Here is a 19931-nt window from a genome sequence, read left to right on the forward strand (position 1 = left end):
CGCTCTATATGGGGGCCGGGCGGCGTGCAATCGAGGGAGCGGCGTCGCAGGGCGCAAAGACAGTGGCGAATGCAAAAACAAAGACGGCGCCCGAGAGCGCCGCCTTCTGGTTATGTTGCCGATACAGATCAGCTGTTGTTGGCGGTCCCGGCGCTCGGGAATTGGCGTGCGAACTCCTTTTCGTCGCCGGCGGCAAGCAGCTTGGCCTGCTCGACCCACTTTTCGCGAGCGATGCGGCCGTCGAAATTCAGCGTGTCCTCGATGCGCTTGACGTCGGCCGCGGTCCAGCCGGCGATCTGCGCGTAGGTCGTGACGCCAAGGCCCTTGAGCAGTTTGTCGTTGACCGGGCCGATACCGATCAGGCGGCGCAGATTGTCGGCCTTCCCTGCTGCCGGGGCGGCCTTCTTCGGGACGGCAGCGGGTTTTGAAGCAGCGGCTTTGGGCGCGGCCTTGGCGGCGGCAGGTTTGCTGGCCGCTGGTTTTGCGGCCGCGGATTTGGCCGCAGCTGGTTTGGCCGCGGCGGGTTTGGCGGGGGCCGGTTTCGCGGCCCGGGCGGACTTGGCCGTTGCCGCTGTCGATACCAGCGCAGCCGGCGCCGAACTTGAAGGCTTGGCGGATGGAGCTGATGTTTCACGCAGCCGGCGTTCGAGATCGGCGCGGGTCTTGCCGCAGGCGTCGAGTTCGCCGGTCAGGCGATCGGCGTCGGCGCGCAGTCTGTCACGCTCGCTGCGGGTGCGGTCGAGATCGCCGCGCAGGCTGTCAAGTTCGCCGCGCAGCCGGCCCCAGATAAACCAGCCAACCAACACACCTACAAGGAACGCCAGGACAATGTAAAAGAAGGTCATCGTCTCTCTCCAGTCGGATCCGTCCGCCGCCGTCCCAAGTCATGACCTTGGCAGATCGGATCATCCAATGTGGTTCGGCGGCTCAGGGAACAGCCGGTCTGTCGTCGAGTGTCGGCGTTCGGCTTTCCGCCCATTGCCAACCGTCGCTGTCGCATTCGTCAGACCGCTGCCATGGGCCGGGATACTGTCCGGCCTTAAGCCGCGCGCCCGGCTGAGCTTCAGTCGGAAAGCTATCATACGGCTTCGGGAAAGCTAACGGAATTTTCGCCGGAGAGTTATTCAAGAACAGATATTTAGAACAAGAACAGAGCTGCCGTCACATGCATTCCGGCTAAACTGTTCTGCGATTCTGCAAAGTCGAGGCCGCTGCTGAACCTGCCACTCTGAGCCATCGGTCCAATGGGTGCGCGCATTAACTGTCGAGCGCTTCCAACTCGTCGATCAGGCCGCCGATCACGCCAAGCCCGATCTGCCAGAAGGCGGGGTCGGTGGCGTCGAGGCCGAAGGGCGCGAGAAGCTCCGAGTGATGCTTGGTGCCGCCGGCGCGCAACATCTCGAAATACTTATCCTGGAAGCCATGCTCAGCGTTCTGGTAGACCGCGTAGAGCGAGTTCACCAGGCAGTCGCCAAAGGCATAGGCGTAGACGTAGAAGGGGGAGTGGACGAAGTGCGGGATGTAGGTCCAGAAGACCTCATAGCCCTCGCGCAGCTTGATCGCCGGCCCCAGGCTTTCGGCCTGCACCTCGAGCCAGAACTGGCCGAGCTTGTCGGAGGTCAGTTCGCCGTTCTTGCGCTCTGCATGCACCTTGCGTTCGAACTCGTAGAAGGCGATCTGGCGCACGACCGTGTTGATCATGTCCTCGACCTTCTGGGCGAGCATCGCCTTGCGCTCGCGCTTGTCGGTGGTCTGGTCGAGCAGCGAACGGAAGGTCAGCATCTCGCCGAACACCGAGGCCGTCTCGGCCAAAGTCAGCGGCGTCGAAGCCATCAGCGCGCCCTGGCCGCCGGCCAGCACCTGATGCACGCCGTGGCCGAGTTCATGCGCCAGCGTCATCACATCGCGCGGCTTGCCCATGTAGTTGAGCAGCACGTAAGGGTGCGCCGAAGGCACGGTCGGATGGGCGAAGGCGCCGGGCGATTTGCCGGGCCTGACCGGCGCGTCGATCCAGTTGCGGTCGAAGAAGACGCGGGCGATCTCCGCCATATCGGGGGAAAAGCGCTGATAGGCCGACAGCACGGTGTTCCTGGCGTCGTCCCAAGGGATCACGGCTTGCGGCGTTTCGGGCAAGGGCGCGTTGCGGTCCCAGTGGTTCATCACCTCCATGCCCAGCCAGCGCGCCTTCATCGCATAGTAGCGATGAGACAGGCGCGGATAGGCCTCGCGCACGGCCGATGCCAGCGCGTCGACCACGCTGCGCTCGACACGGTTGGCGAGATGGCGTGAGTCGGCGATGTCCTCGAAGCCGCGCCAGCGGTCGGAAATCTCCTTGTCCTTGGCCAGCGTGTTGGTGATCAGCGTGAAGGTGCGCAGGCTCTTGCGGAAGGTTGTGGCCAGCGCTTCGGAGGCGCGGCGGCGGACCTCCCCATCGGCGTCCTGCAGGCGGTTCAGCGCCGGCTCCAGCGTCAGTTCCTCGCCGTCTATGTCGAAACGCAGATCGGTCATCGTCTCGTCGAACAGCCGGTTCCAGGCACCGCGCCCGGTGATCGACTTCTCATGGAACAGCTGCTCGACCCGATCCTCGAGCTGGTAGGGCTTGTCCATTCTGAGGTCGAGCACCCAAGGCCGGTAATGGGCAAAGCCGGCGTCGGCGGCGAGGGCGGATTCGAGCGCCTTGTCATCGATCAGGTTCAGCTCCAGCGCGAAGAACAGAAGATGCGCGCTGGCGTCGGTCATCTTCTCCTGGATGTCGCCATAGAGCTTTGCGCGCTGCGGATCGGCGGTGTTGCCGGCATAGATCAGGCCGGCATAGGAGACGATGCGGCCGATCAGTTCCTCCAGCGCCTCATAGGCTGTCAGCGCCTCGCCAAGCCGGCCGGCGCTGCCGCGCCCGGCCTCCGCAGCCAGCGTGCCCTTCCAGCGGTTCTCGAAGGCGACGGCATCGGCCGCCGCCTTGGCAAGGTCGCGCTTCAGTTCGGGCGCCTCCATGCCGGAATAAAGATCGGCGAGATTCCATTCCGGCAGGTCGCCGAGTTCCGCCGCGCCCTGACCGGACGCTACCGCCGCAAGCTGTCGATCGAGAATCCTGCTCATCAACAATTACCTTCTGGAATCAAGGGGAAAGGACAAGCCGGTCAAATCCTAAGGAATTCGTTCACCGGGTTTTTTGAAACCTTGTTTAGAACCCTGTGCCAAGATGATCCATGGGAATTTCCCAGGCGGGCAACTCAAATCAGTCATGACAGGTTCCATTCTTATAGTCGATGACGATCCCGTGCAGCGCCGGCTGCTCGAGGCGGCGGTGACGAAATTCGGCCACAGCGCCATAGTTGCCGATGGCGGCGAGGCCGGTCTGAGCGCGCTTGACGGACCCAATGCGAGGGATATTTCGGCAGTCATCCTCGACCTTGTCATGCCGGGCCTCGACGGCATCGGCGTGCTGAAGGCGATGCGCGAGCGCGGCATCACTGTTCCCGTCATCGTGCAGACTGCGCAGGGCGGCATCGAAACGGTGGTCTCGGCGATGCGCCACGGCGCCTTCGATTTTGTCGTCAAGCCGGCGTCTCCCGACCGGCTGCAGACCGCGATCGGCAACGCGCTCAAGGTCGAGGCGGTCGAGGACGAGGTCAAGCGCACGTCGCGGCGTCGGGGCGGCCACCTGACATTCAAGGACATGATCACGCACAGCCCGGCGATGGACCGGGTGATCCGCCTCGGCCAGAAGGCTGCGGCCTCCAACATCCCGATCCTGATCGAGGGCGAATCGGGCGTCGGCAAGGAATTGGTGGCGCGCGCCATCCAGGGCAGCGGCGAACGCCGCACAAAGCCGTTCGTCACCGTCAATTGCGGCGCCATCCCCGACAATCTGGTCGAATCGATCCTGTTCGGTCACGAAAAAGGTTCGTTCACCGGCGCCACCGAAAAGCACACCGGCAAGTTCGTCGAGGCGCATTCGGGCACGCTGTTCCTGGATGAGATCGGCGACCTGCCGCTCGACGTGCAGGTCAAGCTGTTGCGCGCCGTGCAGGATGGCGAGGTCGATCCGGTCGGCGGCCGTTCCACCGTCAGGGTCGACATCAGGCTGATCTCGGCCACGCACCGCAACCTTCTGCAGCAGGTCAAGGACGGCAAGTTTCGCGAGGACCTGTTCTACCGGCTCAACGTTTACCCGATCGTCGTGCCGCCGCTGCGCGACCGCCGCGACGACATCCCCTATCTGGTCAAGCATTTCATGGACAAGGTGGCGCCGGCGGGCAATCGCCTGCACGGCATCTCGGATGCCGCAGTGGCCATGCTGCAGGCCTATGATTGGCCGGGAAACATCAGGCAGCTGGAAAACGCCGTGTTCAGGGCCTCGGTGCTTGCCGAAGGCGATGTGCTCACGACTGACGAATTTCCGCAGATCCGGGCGCAGGTCGACGGCACCGTCAATCTCGACGCCGATGCGTCCTTGTCGGACCCCGGCATGGCCTTGAGCACCGGATCGCAAGGCGATGGCGCGCAGACTGACGACGCCGGTACTGCAGCTGCCGAGCCCGCCCCTCCGGCGAGGCTGCTTCAGCGTTTCGGCACGCTGCGGGCGCTGGACGAGCGTGGCAATGTGCGTGCGCTGGCCGATGTCGAACTCGAAATGATCAAGCTCGCCATCGACCATTATAACGGCCAGATGAGCGAGGTCGCACGGCGTCTCGGCATCGGCCGCTCGACGCTCTACCGCAAGCTCAAGGAATACGGCATCGACCCGGAAACCGGTCGCCTCGACCGCCTTGCCTCCTGAACGCCGAATTCCACAGCTTGCCAACGCAAGGCCGGGACCACTGCCGTGCCATATCCGGCGCTGCATAAGGGGGTTGGGGCGGGAATATGGCTGATGCGGACAGCGTTGTTCACGCATTAAGGCCAGCGGTAACAGATCGTGTAGCGGGAAAAGGCTGAATCTTGATCTAAACCAGCAGTTTACCAAGAAATCCTGTGTATTATTTTTGACGGGATATCGCCACGGTGTTACCGCATTTCGGCTTCAATAAGCGATGATTAACCATTAGGATCGATATTCGGATGTGAGAACCACGCATCCGTTTGGACAAATCCGGGGACAAACGGCAGCCTGCAAGGCCTTTTGATTTGAACAAAGTCGAACGACACAGAAACGGGCGGCGCGATCACATGGGCGTCTGGCCGAGATGGCTGGCAGCGTTGATCGTTGCGTTCGCTTTCCTCGCCGCAACTGCTGGCGGCGCCAGCGCTGAAACGCGCTCGCTCAAGCTCTATCACCTCCACACGCACGAAAAGGCCGAGATCGTCTACAAGCGCAATGGCCGCTACGATCCGGCAGGCCTCAGGAAGATCAACATCATCCTGCGCGACTGGCGTCGCAACGAACCGACCAAGATGGATCCGCGCCTGCTCGATCTGGTGTGGGAAGCTTACCGGCAGGCCGGCGCCACCGACTATATCCAGGTCGTCTGCGGCTATCGCTCGCCGTCGACCAATTCGATGCTGCGCAGCCGCAGCCGCGGTGTCGCCAAGGAAAGCCAGCATATGCTGGGCAAGGCGATGGACTTCTACATTCCGGGTGTGCCGCTGAAAAAGCTGCGCAACATCGGCCTGAAGATGCAGGGCGGCGGCGTCGGCTACTATCCCTCGTCGGGTTCGCCCTTCGTCCACATGGACGTCGGCAATGTGCGGCATTGGCCAGGCATCAGCCGCCAGGAACTGGTCAGCCTGTTCCCCAATGGCAAGACGCTGCATGTGCCGAGCGACGGCAGGCCGTTGCCGGGTTATGACCAGGCGCTCGCCTCCTACAAGGCGCGCAAGGGCGCCGGTTCTCCTGCCATCATGATGGCCAGCGCAGGCGGCAGCACCAAGAAATCCGGTGGCTTCCTGTCCGCGTTCTTTGGCGGTGGCGGTGAAGACGAAGCCGACGACAGCGCCGATGTCGCTACCGCCGCGCCGCCGCCGAGAAGTGTGAAGCCGGTGCTGGCTGCCAAGAGCAACAACAACAGCAATCTGCCTGGCATCGCGATCGTGTCGCCGCAGAACGCCAAGCGCGCCAACATTCCGCAGCTTGCCGACGACAGCGCTGACGATTCGGAGCCGCAGGACACGCCGGAGACGATCATCGCCGCGCTGCCCGCCAAGGAAGTGCCGCTGCCCGCTTTCGCACCGCGGCCGAAGGCCGATGTCGGCGCGCAACAACCTGAGACCGTGCCGTTCGGCGTGGCCGATGCCACCACCGAACAGACGGTGGCGACGGCGCAGGCGCCGGCCAATGTGCCGTTCGGCACGGCCGATGCGAGCAATGCCGACCAGGGGGCCGATCAAGCTGCCGCTCCGGCGCAGGTCGCGGTCAACGTCCCGTTGCCGACCTGGCGTCCCGACCGCTCTTCGCCGCCGGCTGAGCTTGCGCCGCAGGACAAGGGCGTTCTGCTGGCGCTGGCCGATACGGCTGCCCACAAGCAGACCGCAACCGACGCGTTCTCGGTGCTGCCGTCGCAGCGTCCGGACGAGGTCAAGGCGGTTCTCGAACAGGCCAGCGCCGCCGATACAGCCGGTGCTACCGACGACTATCAGGTTGCGTCGCTTGAGCCGCGCTCGGCGTTCAACGATCCGTCAGGTGTCGATGCCGCATCGCCGCGCGGCGCTATTGCTGCCCGTCCCGCCGGTACCGATCCAGCCTCGGTGATCGGCGCCGGCGTCAAGACGACACGCAAGGAAGCCAGGGCTTCGGCCCGCGACCTGAAGCCAGGACCGAAGGCAGTGCTGGTGGCGGCCGAACCGCAGGCGGCCCGCTGGGCGCTGAGCAGCGGCGACAACATCGCCACCGTTTCCAGCCCGACGACAGCGCCGCGCTATGCCTACAACATCGTGCATACGCCGCCGAGCGAGGTCTACACCGCAGGCTTCCAGGCGGACAACCAGATGGCCGATGCCAACCGCTTCACCGGCAATGCCGTAAAATTCCTTTCGGTCGCCCGCTTCCAGACGAAGTAGGGCGTGACCCGGTCAATATCGAAATCGAAGCCGCGCTGGGCAAGCCGTGCGGCTTTTGCTTCTAGCGAGATATCGAGCACTGGCTTCCATCGCCACAGAATGCTAACCACCAAACTGCATTCCCGCTTCGTCTAATGGTAGGACAGCGCCCTTTGAAGGCGTGAATCGTGGTTCGAGCCCATGAGCGGGAACCAAAATCTCAACGCGTGCAAACCCGGTCGGCGCAGCTGGCGGGTTTTTGTGCCGAGTGCAATTCCGGGAACACTGTGATTTTCCCGGGAAAGCGCGGAGCGCTTCCCTTGGGAATTGCGCAAAGACAAAGTAGCGGAGGTTATTTTCCGAGCTTGCTCGCGGTCTGTGCGAGCGCCTCGATCTCATCCCACTTGCCGGCCTTGACCAACTCGTCCGGCGCCACCCACGAGCCGCCGACGCAGATAACGTTGGACAGGCTGAGATAGTCGGCGGCGTTCTTGGCCGAGATGCCGCCGGTCGGGCAGAATTTCACGTCGGCCAGCGGCGAGGCAAAGGCCTTCAGCGAGGCGATGCCGCCGGATTGTTCGGCCGGGAAGAATTTCAGGAACCGCAGGCCGGCCTCGCGGGCAGCCATGATCTCGCCGGGCGTGATGGCGCCGGGCAGCAAGGGAACGTCGCTGTCCTTGGCCGCCGCCAGCAACTCGCGCGTGATGCCGGGGCTGACGATGAACTTCGAGCCAGCCGCCGCTGCCTGGTCGAACTGCTTGGCATCGAGAATTGTGCCGGCGCCGACAATGGCGCCCTCGACCTCACCGGCCACGCGGCGGATCGCTTCCAGCGCATCGGCGGTTCTCAACGTGATCTCGATCGCCGGCAGGCCGCCGGCGGCCAGGGCCCGGGCGAGCGGGACGGCGTCCGCGACATTGGCGATCTTCAGCACCGGAATGACCGGCTGGCCATTGAGCAGCGACAGGAGCTTTTCGGTCTTGCTGGGCATTGGCTTGTCTCTCCCTGGGTGATTTCAACCGATTAGCAGAAGGCCGATTCCGAGTCCACGAAACCCGGCCTGCCGCGATGTCACATGTCGGCCAACGAGCCTGCTGGCGAATACCGACAAGGTGTCTTTAGCTCTGCCTTGAATCCGCTTTGACCACGGTCTAGTGGCTTGGCGATGACCAACCGTGAACCCGTGCGCGTCGGCGCGCTCTACAAATTTGCGAGGCTGGGCGACTTCGACGCGCTGCGAGAATTGCGCACGCCGCTTGCCGCCTTCTGCTGCGGGCGCGGCATCAAGGGCACGCTGCTTCTGGCGCGGGAAGGCATCAACGGCACGGTCGCCGGCAGCGAAACCGACATAGCCGACCTGATCGCTTATCTCGAGGCCATCGAGGGTCTTGCCGATCTCGAGGTCAAATACAGCACTGCCGCCGAAATGCCGTTCCATCGCATGAAGGTGCGGCTGAAGCGCGAGATCGTCACCATGGGCGTCGAAGACCTCGACCCGGCGACGGGTGCGGGGACCTATGTCGCGCCGGCCGACTGGAACGCGCTGATCTCGGACCCCGGCACCATCGTCATCGACACACGCAACGCGTACGAAGTGTCGATCGGCACGTTCGAGGGCGCGGTGGACCCGCGCACGTCGAGCTTTCGCGAATTCCCGGCCTGGGTGGAAAAACACCGCGACCAACTCGACGGCCGCAAGGTCGCGATGTTCTGCACCGGCGGCATCCGCTGCGAAAAGGCGACGGCCTATGTGAAGTCGCTCGGCTGCGAGGATGTGTTCCATCTCAAGGGCGGCATCCTCAGATATCTTGAAGAGGTCCCGGCCGAAGACAGCCTGTGGCAGGGCGAGTGTTTCGTCTTCGACGAGCGGGTCTCGGTGTCGCATGGGTTGACCGAAGGCGAGGCCGAACTCTGCCGCGCCTGCCGGCATCCGCTGACGCCTGAGGACCGGCTGTCGCCGCATTTTTCCACCGGCGTGTCATGCCCGCATTGCTACGAGGCACGCTCGGATGAGGATCGCACCCGCTATGCGGAGCGCCAGCGCCAGGTCGAACTTGCGCAGGCGCAGGGCAGGGGACATATCGGCAGTTAAGTGCCGCCGACGCCCTGACTGGATCACCACGCGACGGAATAGCGGTCGATCACCCACAGCCATGTGCCGTCGGCCTGCCGGCGCGCGACCTCTGAGATTATCGAGCCGTCGGCAAGCCTGGTCGACGTCAACGCGAGGTCGCCGTTGATGGCCGCCGGGCGCTGCTCGCCGCGCTGGAATTTTCGCCCGCTCTCGGCAAAGGCTTCGAACAAAGCGCGGATCGCCTCGTGGCCACGCGTCAATTCGGCTGCTCCGGTGTCTATGACGGCATCGGGTTCGAACAGCGCCACCATGCCGTCAATGTCTCCCACCCACTGCCGCTCGATCAGCAGACGTTCCAGATCCTGCGGATCGCGCGCCGGTTCCCGGCCAGGTTGATCGGTCACGGCAAGGTTCCTCCCTCGGCAATGCGGCGGCGACATTAGCGCAAGCCGAGGCCGGTATCGACACACCGATTACCGATTTGCGGCATTGCCGGGCCGATAGCAAAGCGTGCGTCCGTCATTGTAATGTCAGTGTGCGGGCCCTACGTCTGCAACGTCCAAAACCTGCCCGTCCACGTTTCGCGGGCCCTTTTCTGGAGGCACCATGTTCGACCCCAAAAAGCTTCTCGACGATCTGCTCGGCTCGCAAGTTCCCGGCACAACCGGCACCGTTCGCGACAAGGCCGGGCAGGCTGTGCAGATGGCCAAGGACAATCCGCTGGCCGCCGGTGCGCTGGCCGCGGTGCTGCTTGGAACCGGCACGGGACGGCAGGTCACCGGCACGGCCGTGAAGCTCGGCGGACTGGCTGCGATCGGCGGTCTCGCCTACAAGGCCTACCAGAATTACAAGGCCGGCAATGCACCCGAGCAGGCGCCGGCGGCCGGCCAGCCGGAATTGCTGCCGCCGCCCGCCGACACCGGCTTTCATCCTTCACAGGCGCCACAGGGGGAGGACGAGCTCACGCTGACCCTGGTGCGGGCGATGATCTCGGCGGCCAAGGCCGATGGCCATGTCGATGACGCGGAACGCCAAAAGATCGCCGGCAAGCTCAGTCTGGCCGGCATCGGCACGGAAGCGGAAAAGTTTCTGATGGCCGAGCTGGACAGCCCGCTCGACCTCGATACGCTGGTCGCAGGCGCCAAGACCGATGAGCAGAGGCTCGAGCTCTACACCGCGTCGCGACTGACGATCGACCCCGATACGCGCGCCGAACGCGGCTATCTCGACCTGCTCGCCGGCCGGCTCGGCCTGCCGGATGCGCTCGTCGATCATGTCGAGGCTACGGTGTCGGCGGCCAAGGTGCCGGTTCCGTCAGGCACGGCGCCGAACCCGCGCTGGTAGACAACGCAGCCGCGCGCCTGAGGCAGGGGGGCCGAGGCGGAAAAAATGCGTTAACGTCTCGTTTACCGAGGAAGCGCATGATTTTAGTCAGTCGGATCGGCTTTCCTCCTCCCAAGCCCGGTTCAGATCAGGGGGCGGTCGCCAATGACCGCCCTTTTTGTTGGACCGATCACATAAAGCGCGTCGCGCTTCATGTTTTTGTCCTGACGCATGTCGTTGTTTCAAAACTGGGGCCACTTTTGAGCGACATGCATTAGTGTCCGACTTGCCATGATCGCCTTCATTTGCGATGGGTCGGTGCATTCGGATGCACCCCGATCTGTGCCGGGATGCGCGGCGCGCAGGAGCAAAATCCATGACAGCCCTCCCAGAGAAAACCGCCATCGTCACCGGCGCCGGCACCGGCATCGGCAAGAGCGTCGCCACGGCGCTGCTGAAGGCGGGCTGGAACACGGTGTTTTGCGGCCGCCGCAAAGCGGTGCTCGATGCCGCCATTACCGAGGCCGGGAAAACGGACGCCAAGGCGCTGGCGGTTGCCTGCGACATCAGCAAGGCCGACGAAGTCGATGACCTGTTCGAGACGGTGGCCGCAGCCTTCGGCCGCGTCGACCTGCTCTTCAACAATGCCGGCATGAGCTACAAGTCGACGCCCATCGACGAGATCCCGGTCGAGGTCTGGAACGATATTGTCGGAGTCAATCTCACCGGATCGTTCCTATGCGCCCGCGCCGCCTTCGGCGTCATGCGCAAGCAAAAGCCAATGGGCGGCCGCATCATCAACAATGGCTCTGTGTCGGCCTATGCGCCACGGCCGGGCTCGGTGCCCTACACCGCGACCAAGCACGCCATATCGGGGCTGACCAAGACGCTGGCGCTCGACGGCCGGCCCTATGACATCGCCTGCGGCCAGATCGATATAGGCAACGCGCTGACCGATATGGCGCACGCAATGACGGTCGGCGTGCCGCAGGCCAATGGCACCATCGCCGCCGAGGCGGTGATGGACGTCCAACGCGTCGCCGACGCCGTCGTCCACATGGCCAGCCTGCCGCTCGACGCCAACGTGCTGTTCATGACCGTGATGGCGACCAAGATGCCGTTCGTGGGGCGTGGGTGAAGAGCCGAAGGCCTACTTCTTCAAAAACGCCTCGATCCGCTCCAGCGCGTGCAAGATGTTCTCTTCGGAATTGGCGTAGGAGAGCCTGATGTAGCCTTCGCCGAGAATGCCGAAATCGGGGCCGCCGATCAGCGCCACGCCGGCCTCCTCGAGCAGTGCCGAGGCGAGCTTCTTGGCCTTCCAGCCGGTCTTCGAAACATTCGGGAAGGCATAGAATGCGCCCTTGGGCGTGATGCAGGAGACGCCGGGCAGCGCGTTCAGCCCCTCGACCACGATCTTCCTGCGGTTGTCGAAGGCGCGCATCATCTTGTCGACATCGTCCTGGGGGCCGTCGATGGCGGAGATGCCGGCGAACTGGCTCGGCGCGTTGACGCAGGACCAGCAATTGACCGCCAGCTTGCGGACCTTGTCGTAGAGATGCGCGCCCTTGTCGCCATTCGGCCAGATCGACCAGCCCATGCGCCAGCCGGTCATCGCCCATGTCTTCGACCAGCCGTTGAGCACGATCAGCCGGTCGCGAATTTCCGGAAAATTGAGCAGCGAAAAATGCGTCTCGCCGTCATAGGTCATGACGTCGTAGATTTCGTCGGAGAGGATAGCGACCTGCGGATGCGCTTGCAGTCCCTTCACCAGCTTCTCGATCTCGGCGCGCGGCGTGACGCCGCCGGTCGGGTTGGCCGGTGAGTTGAGGATCAGGAGCCTCGTCTTCGACGTGATCAGCGCCAGCGTCTCTTCTGCCGAGAAGGCAAAGCCGTTCTCCTCGCGGATCGGCACCGGAATGGGCGCGGCGCCGGTGAACTCGATCATCGAGCGGTAGATCGGAAAGCCTGGGTCTGGATAGAGGATCTCGGCGCCGGGTTCGCCGAACATCAAGATGGCCGCGAACATGGTCGGCTTGCCGCCGGGCAGGATCATCACATTTTCCGGCGAGACCTCGACGCCGGTGGTGGCCAGCGTGCGCCGCACCACCGCTTCGCGCGTCGCCAGCAGGCCGTTGGCCGGGGTGTAGCCATGGTGACCGTCGCGCAGCGCCTTGATCGCTGCGTCGACAATGTGCTGCGGCGTTTTGAAGTCGGGCTGGCCGATGCCGAGATTGACGATGTCGCGGCCCTGTTGAGCCAGTGCAGTGGCGCGCGCCAGCACGGCAAAGGCGTTTTCCTCGCCGAGGCGGTCGAAGGCCGAAATCGTGTGGAGCATTTTTCCCGTCCGTGTGGTTCTTGCTGTTAGGTCGCGTTTTTGTGAGCGTCTGCTCACAAAAGTCAAACGGATTGGAGTTTTGCGTGTCGGAAAATCTCAAAGATTGGCAAGCGCGTCCGCGGCCCGAGCGCAAGCCCATTGACGGCCGCTATGTCCGGCTCGAACCGCTGAGCGCCGAAAAGCACGGCGATGGGTTGTACGAGGCGTCGTCCGTGCCCGACATCGATGGACGCTTTGCCTGGCTGCCCGACTACCCGCCGCAAACCCGCGCCGATTTCCAGCCATGGCTGGATAAGGTCGAGGCGAGCGAGGATCCGCTGTTCTTCACCGTCATCGACAAGGCCAGCGGCAAGGTCGCCGGGCGACAGACGCTGATGCGCATCGATCCCACCTATGGCGTCATCGAGATCGGCAACATCTATTGGGGGCCGCTGATCTCGCGCAAGCCGGCAGCGACCGAGGCGCAGTTCCTGTTCATGAAGTATATTTTCGACGGGCTCGGCTATCGCCGCTACGAGTGGAAATGCAACAACCGCAACGAGCCGTCAAAGCGCGCGGCGGAACGGTTCGGCTTCAAGTTCGAGGGCATTTTCCGCCAGCATCTTGTGGTCAAGGGTGAAAACCGCGATACCGCATGGTACTCGATCATCGACAAGGAATGGCCGGCGCTGCGCAAAGCCTATGAGGCATGGCTCGATCCCGCCAATTTCGATGGCGAAGGCCGGCAGAAGCGGCGGCTCGAGGATTTCCGCGCCGAGTTCGGCGCGTAACAGGAGTTTTTTCCGATGGCGCACAGCCATGATCATGGTTCGCATGCTGGGCATGGCGCCGGCCACGTGCATGGCTCGACCGACAAGAAGCGTGTGCTGATCGCAGCCTGCCTGACCGCCGGCTTCATGGTGGCCGAAGGGCTTGGCGGCCTTTTGACGGGATCACTGGCGCTGCTGGCCGACGCCGGCCACATGCTCGCCGACTCGATCGCGCTTGGCCTTGCTTGGTACGCCTTCCATCTTGGCGGAAGGCCGGCGACAGTGCGCCTGACCTATGGCTTCGGCCGGGTCAAGACGCTGGTCGCCTACACCAACGGCATCGCCATCTTCGCCATTGCGTTGTGGATCGTCTACGAAGCCTGGGGCCGGCTGATGACGCCGGCGCCGGTGCTGGGCGGGCCGATGCTGGTGGTGGCGATCGCCGGCCTTCTGGTAAACTTCGCCTCGTTCTTCGTGCTGCATGGCGGCGACCGCGACAGCCTCAACATGCGCGGCGCCATCCTGCATGTGCTGGGCGACCTGCTCGGCTCGGCGGCGGCGATCGTGGCGGCGCTGGTCATCCTGGCGACCGGCTGGACGCCGATCGACCCGATTCTGTCGGTGCTGGTCTCCCTGCTGATCCTGTCCACCGCGTGGTCGCTGATGCGCGAAGCCGCCCACGTCCTGCTCGAAGGCGTACCGGCAAGCCTCGACCGCGACCTCATCGCCAAGGACATTGCCGGCACCGTCAACGGCGTGCGCGAAGTGCATCACATGCATGTCTGGTCGCTCGACGGGTCCAGCAACATGGCGACGCTGCATGCCTGCCTCAACGATGGCGTCGATCCGCACCAGGCGGTCAGCGCCATCAAGAAGCGGCTCGCCGCCGAACACGGCATCAGCCACGCCACGGTTGAACCGGAATTCGGCCAGTGCGCCGACAGCCGTGACGAGCACGATCATGACCACGACCATGGTGCGCCACCGCATCACGGCCATTATCACTGACAGGGAATTTCATGGCATTGGCATCCGAGTTGACGAGTTCCCGCTGTGGTGGGACGGCATGATGGACCGCGACACGCGAAACGCGCTGATTGCCGCAGCCTGGATCATGCTGCTGTTCGGCATCGCGGCGTTCTATTTGCCGACCGTGATGCTGGCCGTCGGCAATGTCTCGACCGTACTTGCCGGCATCGTCGGCATCGCCTTCGTGCTGGCATTTTTTCTGGTGTTCTGGTTGCGGGGCCGCAACCAGAACAAGGGCAAATAAGAGGCTTTCGAAATGCGCATCCTGATTACTGGCGCCGCCGGCATGGTCGGCCGCAAACTTGTCGACCGGCTGGCCAAGGACGGCACGCTCAACGGCCGCAAGATCACCGGGCTCGACCTGCACGACATCGTGCCGCCGCAGGCGCCGGCGATGGATGGCGTCAGCATCGCCACGCATACGGGCGACCTTGCCGACGCCGGTGCTGCCGAGAGCCTGGTGGCGTCACGCCCCGACGTCATGTTCCATCTCGCCGGCATCGTGTCGGGCGAGGCGGAGGCGAATTTCGATCTCGGCTACCGCGTCAACCTCGACGGCACACGGGCGCTGTTCGACGCCGTGCGGCTGGCAGACTTTGCGCCGCGCCTCGTCTTCACCTCGTCGATCGCGGTGTTCGGCGCGCCGTTCCCCGATGTCATCCCGGACGACTTTCATCCGACGCCGCTGACCTCCTACGGCACGCAGAAGCAGATGAGCGAAGCGCTGCTGGCCGACTATTCCAGGCGCGGCTTCTTCGACGGCATCGGCATAAGGCTGCCGACCATCTGCGTGCGGCCCGGCAAGCCGAACAAGGCGGCGTCAGGTTTCTTCTCCGGCATCATCCGCGAGCCGCTGAGCGGCCACGAGGCGATCCTGCCGGTGCCGCGCTCGGTGCTGCACACCCATGCCAGCCCGCGCTCTGCGGTCGGTTTCCTGATCCATGCCGCCGGGCTCGACGGTGCCGCTGTCGGGCCGCGCCGCAACCTCACCATGCCCGGCGTTGCCGTCACCGTCGGCGAGCAGATCGAGGCGCTGGAGCGCACTGCAGGCGCCGAGGTGGCGAGCCTGATCCGCGAGGAGCTCGACGAAACGATCTGGGCGATCGTCAAGGGTTGGCCGACGCGCTTCGAGGCGCGCCGTGCAAGGGACCTCGGCTTCAGCGCCGAAAACAGTTTCGATGAAATCATCCGCGCTCATATCGAGGATGAGCTGGGCGGAATGATCGCGGGTCAGGCCTGACCCGCCGAGGTCACACAGCTCCGGACAGGCTCGCCGACAACAGCAACAGCCCGAACAGGAAGACGAAGGCGGCGCCGCCGATTTCGACGACTGTGTGGATGCGGTTGCCCATGCGGCCGTCGCCGGCGAAATAGACCGCCCAGTTCTTGGCGGTGACTGCGATCGTTGCCAGCGCCGAGACTGTGATGGCGGTTCCAATCGACATCGCCAGCACCGACAGCAGGCCGCCGAGCCACAGGCCGTTGAGCAAAGCGAAGCTCAGCACAATCAGCGCGCCGGAGCAGGGGCGGATGCCGACGGCGGCTACAGCCGACCAGGCCGTGCGCCAGTCGAAGCGGTCGCCCGACAGCAGCGCCGGATCGGGCGCATGTGAGTGGCCGCACGTATCACAGACCTCGCCGGCTGGGTGATCGTGAGCGGCGTGATCGTGATGAGCGTGGTCGTGATGGGAATGATCGTGTGTGTCGTGGTCGTGCGCAGCGTGATCGTGATGATCATGCGAATGGTCGTGATGCACATGCAAGGCATGCGAATGCGCATGCGCCGCGTGGCTGTGAGCGGCATGCGAATGGCCGCCATGGGAATGACCGGCGTGGGCTGCCGACAGGCTGTAGGCGGGCGCCTTGCCGAACCAGCGCAGGACCGTAGGCCTGAGCTTGCGCCACAGCAGCCAGGCGCCGAACAAAGTGACGAAGACATAGCTCATGATCTCCATGAACCAGGCTGCGTCGGTCATCGAGATGGCGGTGCCGCGCAGGACGAAATAGGCAAGCAGCATCACCAGGATCGCGGTCAGGCCCTGCAGCAGCGCCGAGACGAAGGACAGCAGGATACCGCGCCTGAGCGCCACTTCATTGGCCACCATGTAGGACGAGATCACCGCCTTGCCGTGGCCGGGGCCGGCGGCGTGGAAAATGCCGTAGGCGAAGGACAGGCCGATCAGCAGCCACATCTTGCTGCCGTCCTCGCGCATTGCTTTCATCGCCGTGGCCAATGCGCGGTAGAATTCCTGCTGGCGCAGATTGATCCACATCAGGATATGGGCGAACGGGCCGGTGGTGGGCGCCATGCCGTCATTGACACCGATGCCGAGTGAGCTCTGGGCATGGGCCTGCCCGAGAAAGTGCGTCATCAGCAGGGCAGCGGCCACGAGGCCGAATGCCAAACGCAGGGACGGTTTCATCACCGGATCTATCCTTCTGGCGGGCAATTCAGTTCGAGCTTGGTGGCGAAGATCTTGCTCATGTCGGTGCCTGTCGGGTCGTTGAAGAACGCGTCCGTCAGGGTCTTCTGGTTTTCCTTGATCGCCTCGTCTGGATCAGGCCGGATGACGCTCTTGGTGCAGTTCGAGGGCAGGCCTTCCACCGTGATGTTGCTATCCTCGGTGAAGTCGATCGCTGTGTAGAAGGTTGGATCGTAGACGCCGAAATCGATCTTGCCGGCGAGCTTGATCGGCACCTTGGGTTCGGATTCGAACAGGATGATCAGCTGGTCGTTTTCGAAATTGGCCATAAGATGCGGTGGCGGCGTCATCGGCACGTCCTTGCCGTCGACGGTGACGAGCTGGAAATAATTGAACTCGGCCAGCGAGGCATGAACGGTGTCGGCGACATCCTTCAGCTCCTTGTCGTCAAGCTTCAGGTCGGAGTTCTTGTCGAACTCCATCATCACCGTACTCGAAAACAGATCATCGAAACGCCAGAGGTGACGCAGCGCTTTCACACTTTGGTGATCCGGCGAGAGGATCACGTCGAGGCGGGCCTCGGCGAAGACATGAGGATGCGCGCCAGCCGCTCCGACGGAGGCAAAAGTCGTCGCCAGGGCCGAAGCCAGCATGATTGCGTGCCGTTTCAGATGCATTCTCGGTCGCTGTTCCATCGGCCTCGGAGAGATTTCGAGAGGTTACCAGAAACGGGGCGAAATTGGGACCGCGGCACGGCAGGACCGGCTCAAGCGCTCTCGCGGTTCTTGAACCATTGCACCAGGAAATCGACGAAGACACGGACCTTGGCCGGCAGATAGCGACGGTGCGGGTAGACGGCGAAAATGCCGCTGCCCGACTGGATGCGGTCGTCGAGCAACGACACCAGCAGCCCGGATGCGAGGTCGGGCGCGGCGATGAAATCCGGCAGGATGGTGAAGCCCAGACCGGACACGGCGGCGGCTCGCGCGGCCATCGGGCTGTTGACCTCGATCGGACCCGATACGTTGACACTGACTGACTCCTCGCCATCGCCCCTGAAGCGCCAGTTGGCAAGCGAGCGGCCATTGGTGTCGACGATGCAGGGCAAGTTGGCGAGATCCTGCGGGCGCGTCGGCTTGCCGTGCTTGGCGATCAGCTCCGGCGAGGCGCAAAGCTTGATCGAAAACGGCCCCAGGCGGCGGGCGATCAGCGATGAGTTCTCCAGGCGCGAGATGCGCACGGCAAGATCGAAACCTTCCTCGACCAGATCGACAAAACGGTCGTCGAGATGGATGTCGAGCACGATGTCGGGATGCTGTTTGGCGAAGTCGATGAGCGATTGGCCTATCGGCGCGTCGGCGAAGGTGCGCGCCGCCGACAGCTTGATCCTGCCGCGCACGTCGCCGGAGGATTCGCGCACGGCGTCGGCCAGGCTGTCGACCTCGCGCACGATTTCCGAAGCGCGGCTGTAATAGGTATGGCCGGCCTCGGTCAACGAGAACTGCCGCGTGGTGCGGTTGAGCAGCAGCGCGCCGAGTTCGTCCTCGAGTTCGCGCACATATTTCGACAGCAGCGCCTTGGAGCGACCGATCTTGCGCGCGGCCGCCGAAAAGCCTTCGGCCTCGACGACGTCGATGAAGGCGCGCATGCGGGTCAGTGTATCCATCATCAGGCCTTTCGAGCCGCATCGAGAATTCGCCGGCCGAGCCGTATCAGGGCAATGTCGCTGCCGGGAGGGCCGAGCAGAGAGAGGCCGAAAGGGGCACCGTCGACCGAGCCCAGCGGCAGGGTGATTTGCGGAAAGCCTGAAAGACCCGAAAGGCACAAAAGATGCAAGGCCCTTTCGCGGTAGGCCTGGAGCTGCTGCGGCTCGCTTTTGACCAGAGGTGCGGGGCCTGGAACGGTAGGCAGGACAAGAAACCCGTCCTGGCCGAGCAGCGCGGCTAGCTCGGAGCGGAACGTCAAGCGGCGCACCGCCTCGGCCCGCGCGGTCTTTTCGTCGATTGTCCGGCCGAAACCAAAGCGCTCCTCGACGCCCGGCCCGAGATCGCGCTCGCCCGAAATGATCCAGGCGCCATGCTGCTGCCAGGCCTCGGCGGCCTGGAGGCGGCGAAAGCACCAGTAGAGCTCGTCGGGGAAGGAGGCGAAGCTGTACTCTACCGGCGCCGGCTCACCGACAAGACTGGCGGCCAGCGCTCTCATCCTGGCATATTCGGCTGCCTCGGCGGGGCCGGCCACGAAAGCGTCCAGCCAGCGGATCGAAAGCGGCCGGTTGAGCGGATGCTGATGCGGGTCGCGGCCAAGCAACAGCTTGCCGATCGTCTCATAGGTTTCGATGTCGTCGGCGAACCAGCCGAACGTATCGAAGCTCGGCGCCAGCTTCATCGTGCCTTCGAGCGAGATGCGGCCATGCGTGGTGCGCAGCCCGATCAATCCGCAAAAGCTCGCCGGGGCGCGGATCGAGCCGCCGGTGTCGGAGCCGGTGGCGATATCGGCAAGCTTGCCGGCCACCGCCGCCGCCGATCCGGAGGACGAGCCGCCGGTGACGCGATCGGGAGCGGCCGGGTTCACCGGAAACGGAAAATGCGCGTTCTGGCCCATCAGCGAGAAGGCGAACTCGTCGGTCTGCGTCTTGCCGATGAAACGCGCGCCGGCGTCGAGAATCATCTGCACGGCCGGTGCCGTGCTGGACGCGGCGTGGGACTCGGCGAACTTCACCGGATTGCCGCAACCGGTGCGGTAGCCGGCGACGTCGTAAATGTCCTTCACAGCCAGGCGCAGCCCGGCCAGTGGCCCCAGTTCCGCATTGGCGACCGGCATTCGACGCAGGTCGAGAAGGGCGTTGAGCGGGCCGTGCGTGCCTGGCATCGTTCGATATCCGTATACAGTAGGCCCAGCATTGTTCGATGCCGGAAATTTTACAACCTGGAGTACGATTTTTATTGATTGTGAAATCTTTCGATCTTATATCGCGCTTGCCCAAAGTCGCACGTGCCTGTGGGTGTCCGCCGATCCTCGAATGG

Annotated in this window: 18 protein-coding genes and 1 tRNA gene; 10 read left to right on the top strand and 9 right to left on the bottom strand. The window is 63.9% G+C overall.

All coding sequences use genetic code 11. The features are described 5' to 3' along the window. Positions 1-128: 128 nt before the first annotated feature. Complete coding sequence (locus tag NKI10_RS16015) at positions 129-845, bottom strand: helix-hairpin-helix domain-containing protein (protein ID WP_352860885.1); 717 nt, start codon at positions 843-845, stop codon at positions 129-131. Between the two features lie 412 nt (positions 846-1257). Continuing rightward, entirely contained in the window at positions 1258-3096 is a 1839-nt protein-coding gene (locus tag NKI10_RS16020; RefSeq protein ID WP_352860886.1) for a M3 family oligoendopeptidase, read from the bottom strand. 145 nt (positions 3097-3241) lie between these two features. Between NKI10_RS16020 and NKI10_RS16025 the strand changes: the two genes are divergently transcribed. From NKI10_RS16025 to NKI10_RS16035, 3 genes are all read left to right on the top strand, one after another. Beyond that, positions 3242-4780, top strand: a complete 1539-nt coding sequence (locus NKI10_RS16025; RefSeq protein ID WP_352860888.1) for a sigma-54-dependent transcriptional regulator — start codon at positions 3242-3244, stop codon at positions 4778-4780. A 389-nt stretch (positions 4781-5169) separates the two neighbouring features. Beyond that, complete coding sequence (locus NKI10_RS16030; protein ID WP_352860890.1) at positions 5170-6996, top strand: peptidoglycan L,D-endopeptidase MepK; 1827 nt, start codon at positions 5170-5172, stop codon at positions 6994-6996. Between the two features lie 120 nt (positions 6997-7116). Next, positions 7117-7190 (top strand) — tRNA-Gln (locus NKI10_RS16035). Positions 7191-7327: 137 nt separating this feature from the next. Here the strand turns inward: NKI10_RS16035 and NKI10_RS16040 are convergent. Continuing rightward, positions 7328-7966 (bottom strand): 2-dehydro-3-deoxy-phosphogluconate aldolase, encoded by a 639-nt coding sequence (locus NKI10_RS16040; RefSeq protein ID WP_023747148.1) that lies wholly within the window; start codon positions 7964-7966, stop codon positions 7328-7330. A gap of 174 nt (positions 7967-8140) precedes the next feature. Between NKI10_RS16040 and trhO the strand changes: the two genes are divergently transcribed. Next, complete coding sequence (trhO, locus tag NKI10_RS16045) at positions 8141-9067, top strand: oxygen-dependent tRNA uridine(34) hydroxylase TrhO (protein ID WP_352860892.1); 927 nt, start codon at positions 8141-8143, stop codon at positions 9065-9067. 23 nt (positions 9068-9090) lie between these two features. Here the strand turns inward: trhO and NKI10_RS16050 are convergent, their stop codons facing one another. Continuing rightward, complete coding sequence (locus NKI10_RS16050) at positions 9091-9453, bottom strand: YybH family protein (protein ID WP_352860894.1); 363 nt, start codon at positions 9451-9453, stop codon at positions 9091-9093. 202 nt (positions 9454-9655) lie between these two features. Here NKI10_RS16050 and NKI10_RS16055 point away from each other — a divergent pair, with 202 nt between their 5' ends. Then, the gene (locus NKI10_RS16055; protein ID WP_352860895.1) at positions 9656-10393 is read left to right on the top strand and encodes a tellurite resistance TerB family protein; all 738 of its coding nucleotides are present in this window, start codon (positions 9656-9658) and stop codon (positions 10391-10393) included. Between the two features lie 355 nt (positions 10394-10748). Then, complete coding sequence (locus NKI10_RS16060; protein ID WP_352860897.1) at positions 10749-11510, top strand: SDR family oxidoreductase; 762 nt, start codon at positions 10749-10751, stop codon at positions 11508-11510. A gap of 12 nt (positions 11511-11522) precedes the next feature. Here NKI10_RS16060 and NKI10_RS16065 read toward each other — a convergent pair whose 3' ends face one another. Further along, a complete protein-coding gene (locus NKI10_RS16065; RefSeq protein WP_352860899.1) occupies positions 11523-12707 on the bottom strand; it encodes a pyridoxal phosphate-dependent aminotransferase in 1185 nt (394 codons plus the stop codon). Between the two features lie 83 nt (positions 12708-12790). Here NKI10_RS16065 and NKI10_RS16070 point away from each other — a divergent pair, with 83 nt between their 5' ends. The 4 genes from NKI10_RS16070 to denD are packed head-to-tail and all read left to right on the top strand — an operon-like array spanning position 12791 to position 15725. Further along, positions 12791-13477, top strand: a complete 687-nt coding sequence (locus NKI10_RS16070) for a GNAT family N-acetyltransferase (protein WP_023701049.1) — start codon at positions 12791-12793, stop codon at positions 13475-13477. Positions 13478-13492: 15 nt separating this feature from the next. Then, entirely contained in the window at positions 13493-14464 is a 972-nt protein-coding gene (locus NKI10_RS16075) for a cation diffusion facilitator family transporter (protein WP_352860901.1), read from the top strand. 58 nt (positions 14465-14522) lie between these two features. Then, the gene (locus NKI10_RS16080; RefSeq protein WP_023701051.1) at positions 14523-14729 is read left to right on the top strand and encodes a hypothetical protein; all 207 of its coding nucleotides are present in this window, start codon (positions 14523-14525) and stop codon (positions 14727-14729) included. Positions 14730-14741: 12 nt separating this feature from the next. After that, positions 14742-15725, top strand: coding sequence for a D-erythronate dehydrogenase (gene denD / locus NKI10_RS16085; protein ID WP_023701052.1), 984 nt, complete (start codon positions 14742-14744; stop codon positions 15723-15725). 10 nt (positions 15726-15735) lie between these two features. Here denD and NKI10_RS16090 read toward each other — a convergent pair whose 3' ends face one another. The 4 genes from NKI10_RS16090 to NKI10_RS16105 form a co-directional block, all read right to left on the bottom strand. Next, complete coding sequence (locus tag NKI10_RS16090; protein WP_373432825.1) at positions 15736-16908, bottom strand: nickel/cobalt transporter; 1173 nt, start codon at positions 16906-16908, stop codon at positions 15736-15738. An 8-nt stretch (positions 16909-16916) separates the two neighbouring features. Further along, entirely contained in the window at positions 16917-17585 is a 669-nt protein-coding gene (locus tag NKI10_RS16095) for a DUF1007 family protein (RefSeq protein ID WP_023725173.1), read from the bottom strand. A gap of 89 nt (positions 17586-17674) precedes the next feature. Next, a complete protein-coding gene (locus NKI10_RS16100; RefSeq protein WP_023671925.1) occupies positions 17675-18574 on the bottom strand; it encodes a LysR family transcriptional regulator in 900 nt (299 codons plus the stop codon). Positions 18575-18576: 2 nt separating this feature from the next. Next, the gene (locus NKI10_RS16105; protein ID WP_352860903.1) at positions 18577-19776 is read right to left on the bottom strand and encodes an amidase; all 1200 of its coding nucleotides are present in this window, start codon (positions 19774-19776) and stop codon (positions 18577-18579) included. Positions 19777-19931: the final 155 nt, after the last annotated feature.

The sequence above is a fragment of the Mesorhizobium sp. M0802 genome (assembly GCF_040320115.1).
Lineage (GTDB): Bacteria > Pseudomonadota > Alphaproteobacteria > Rhizobiales > Rhizobiaceae > Mesorhizobium.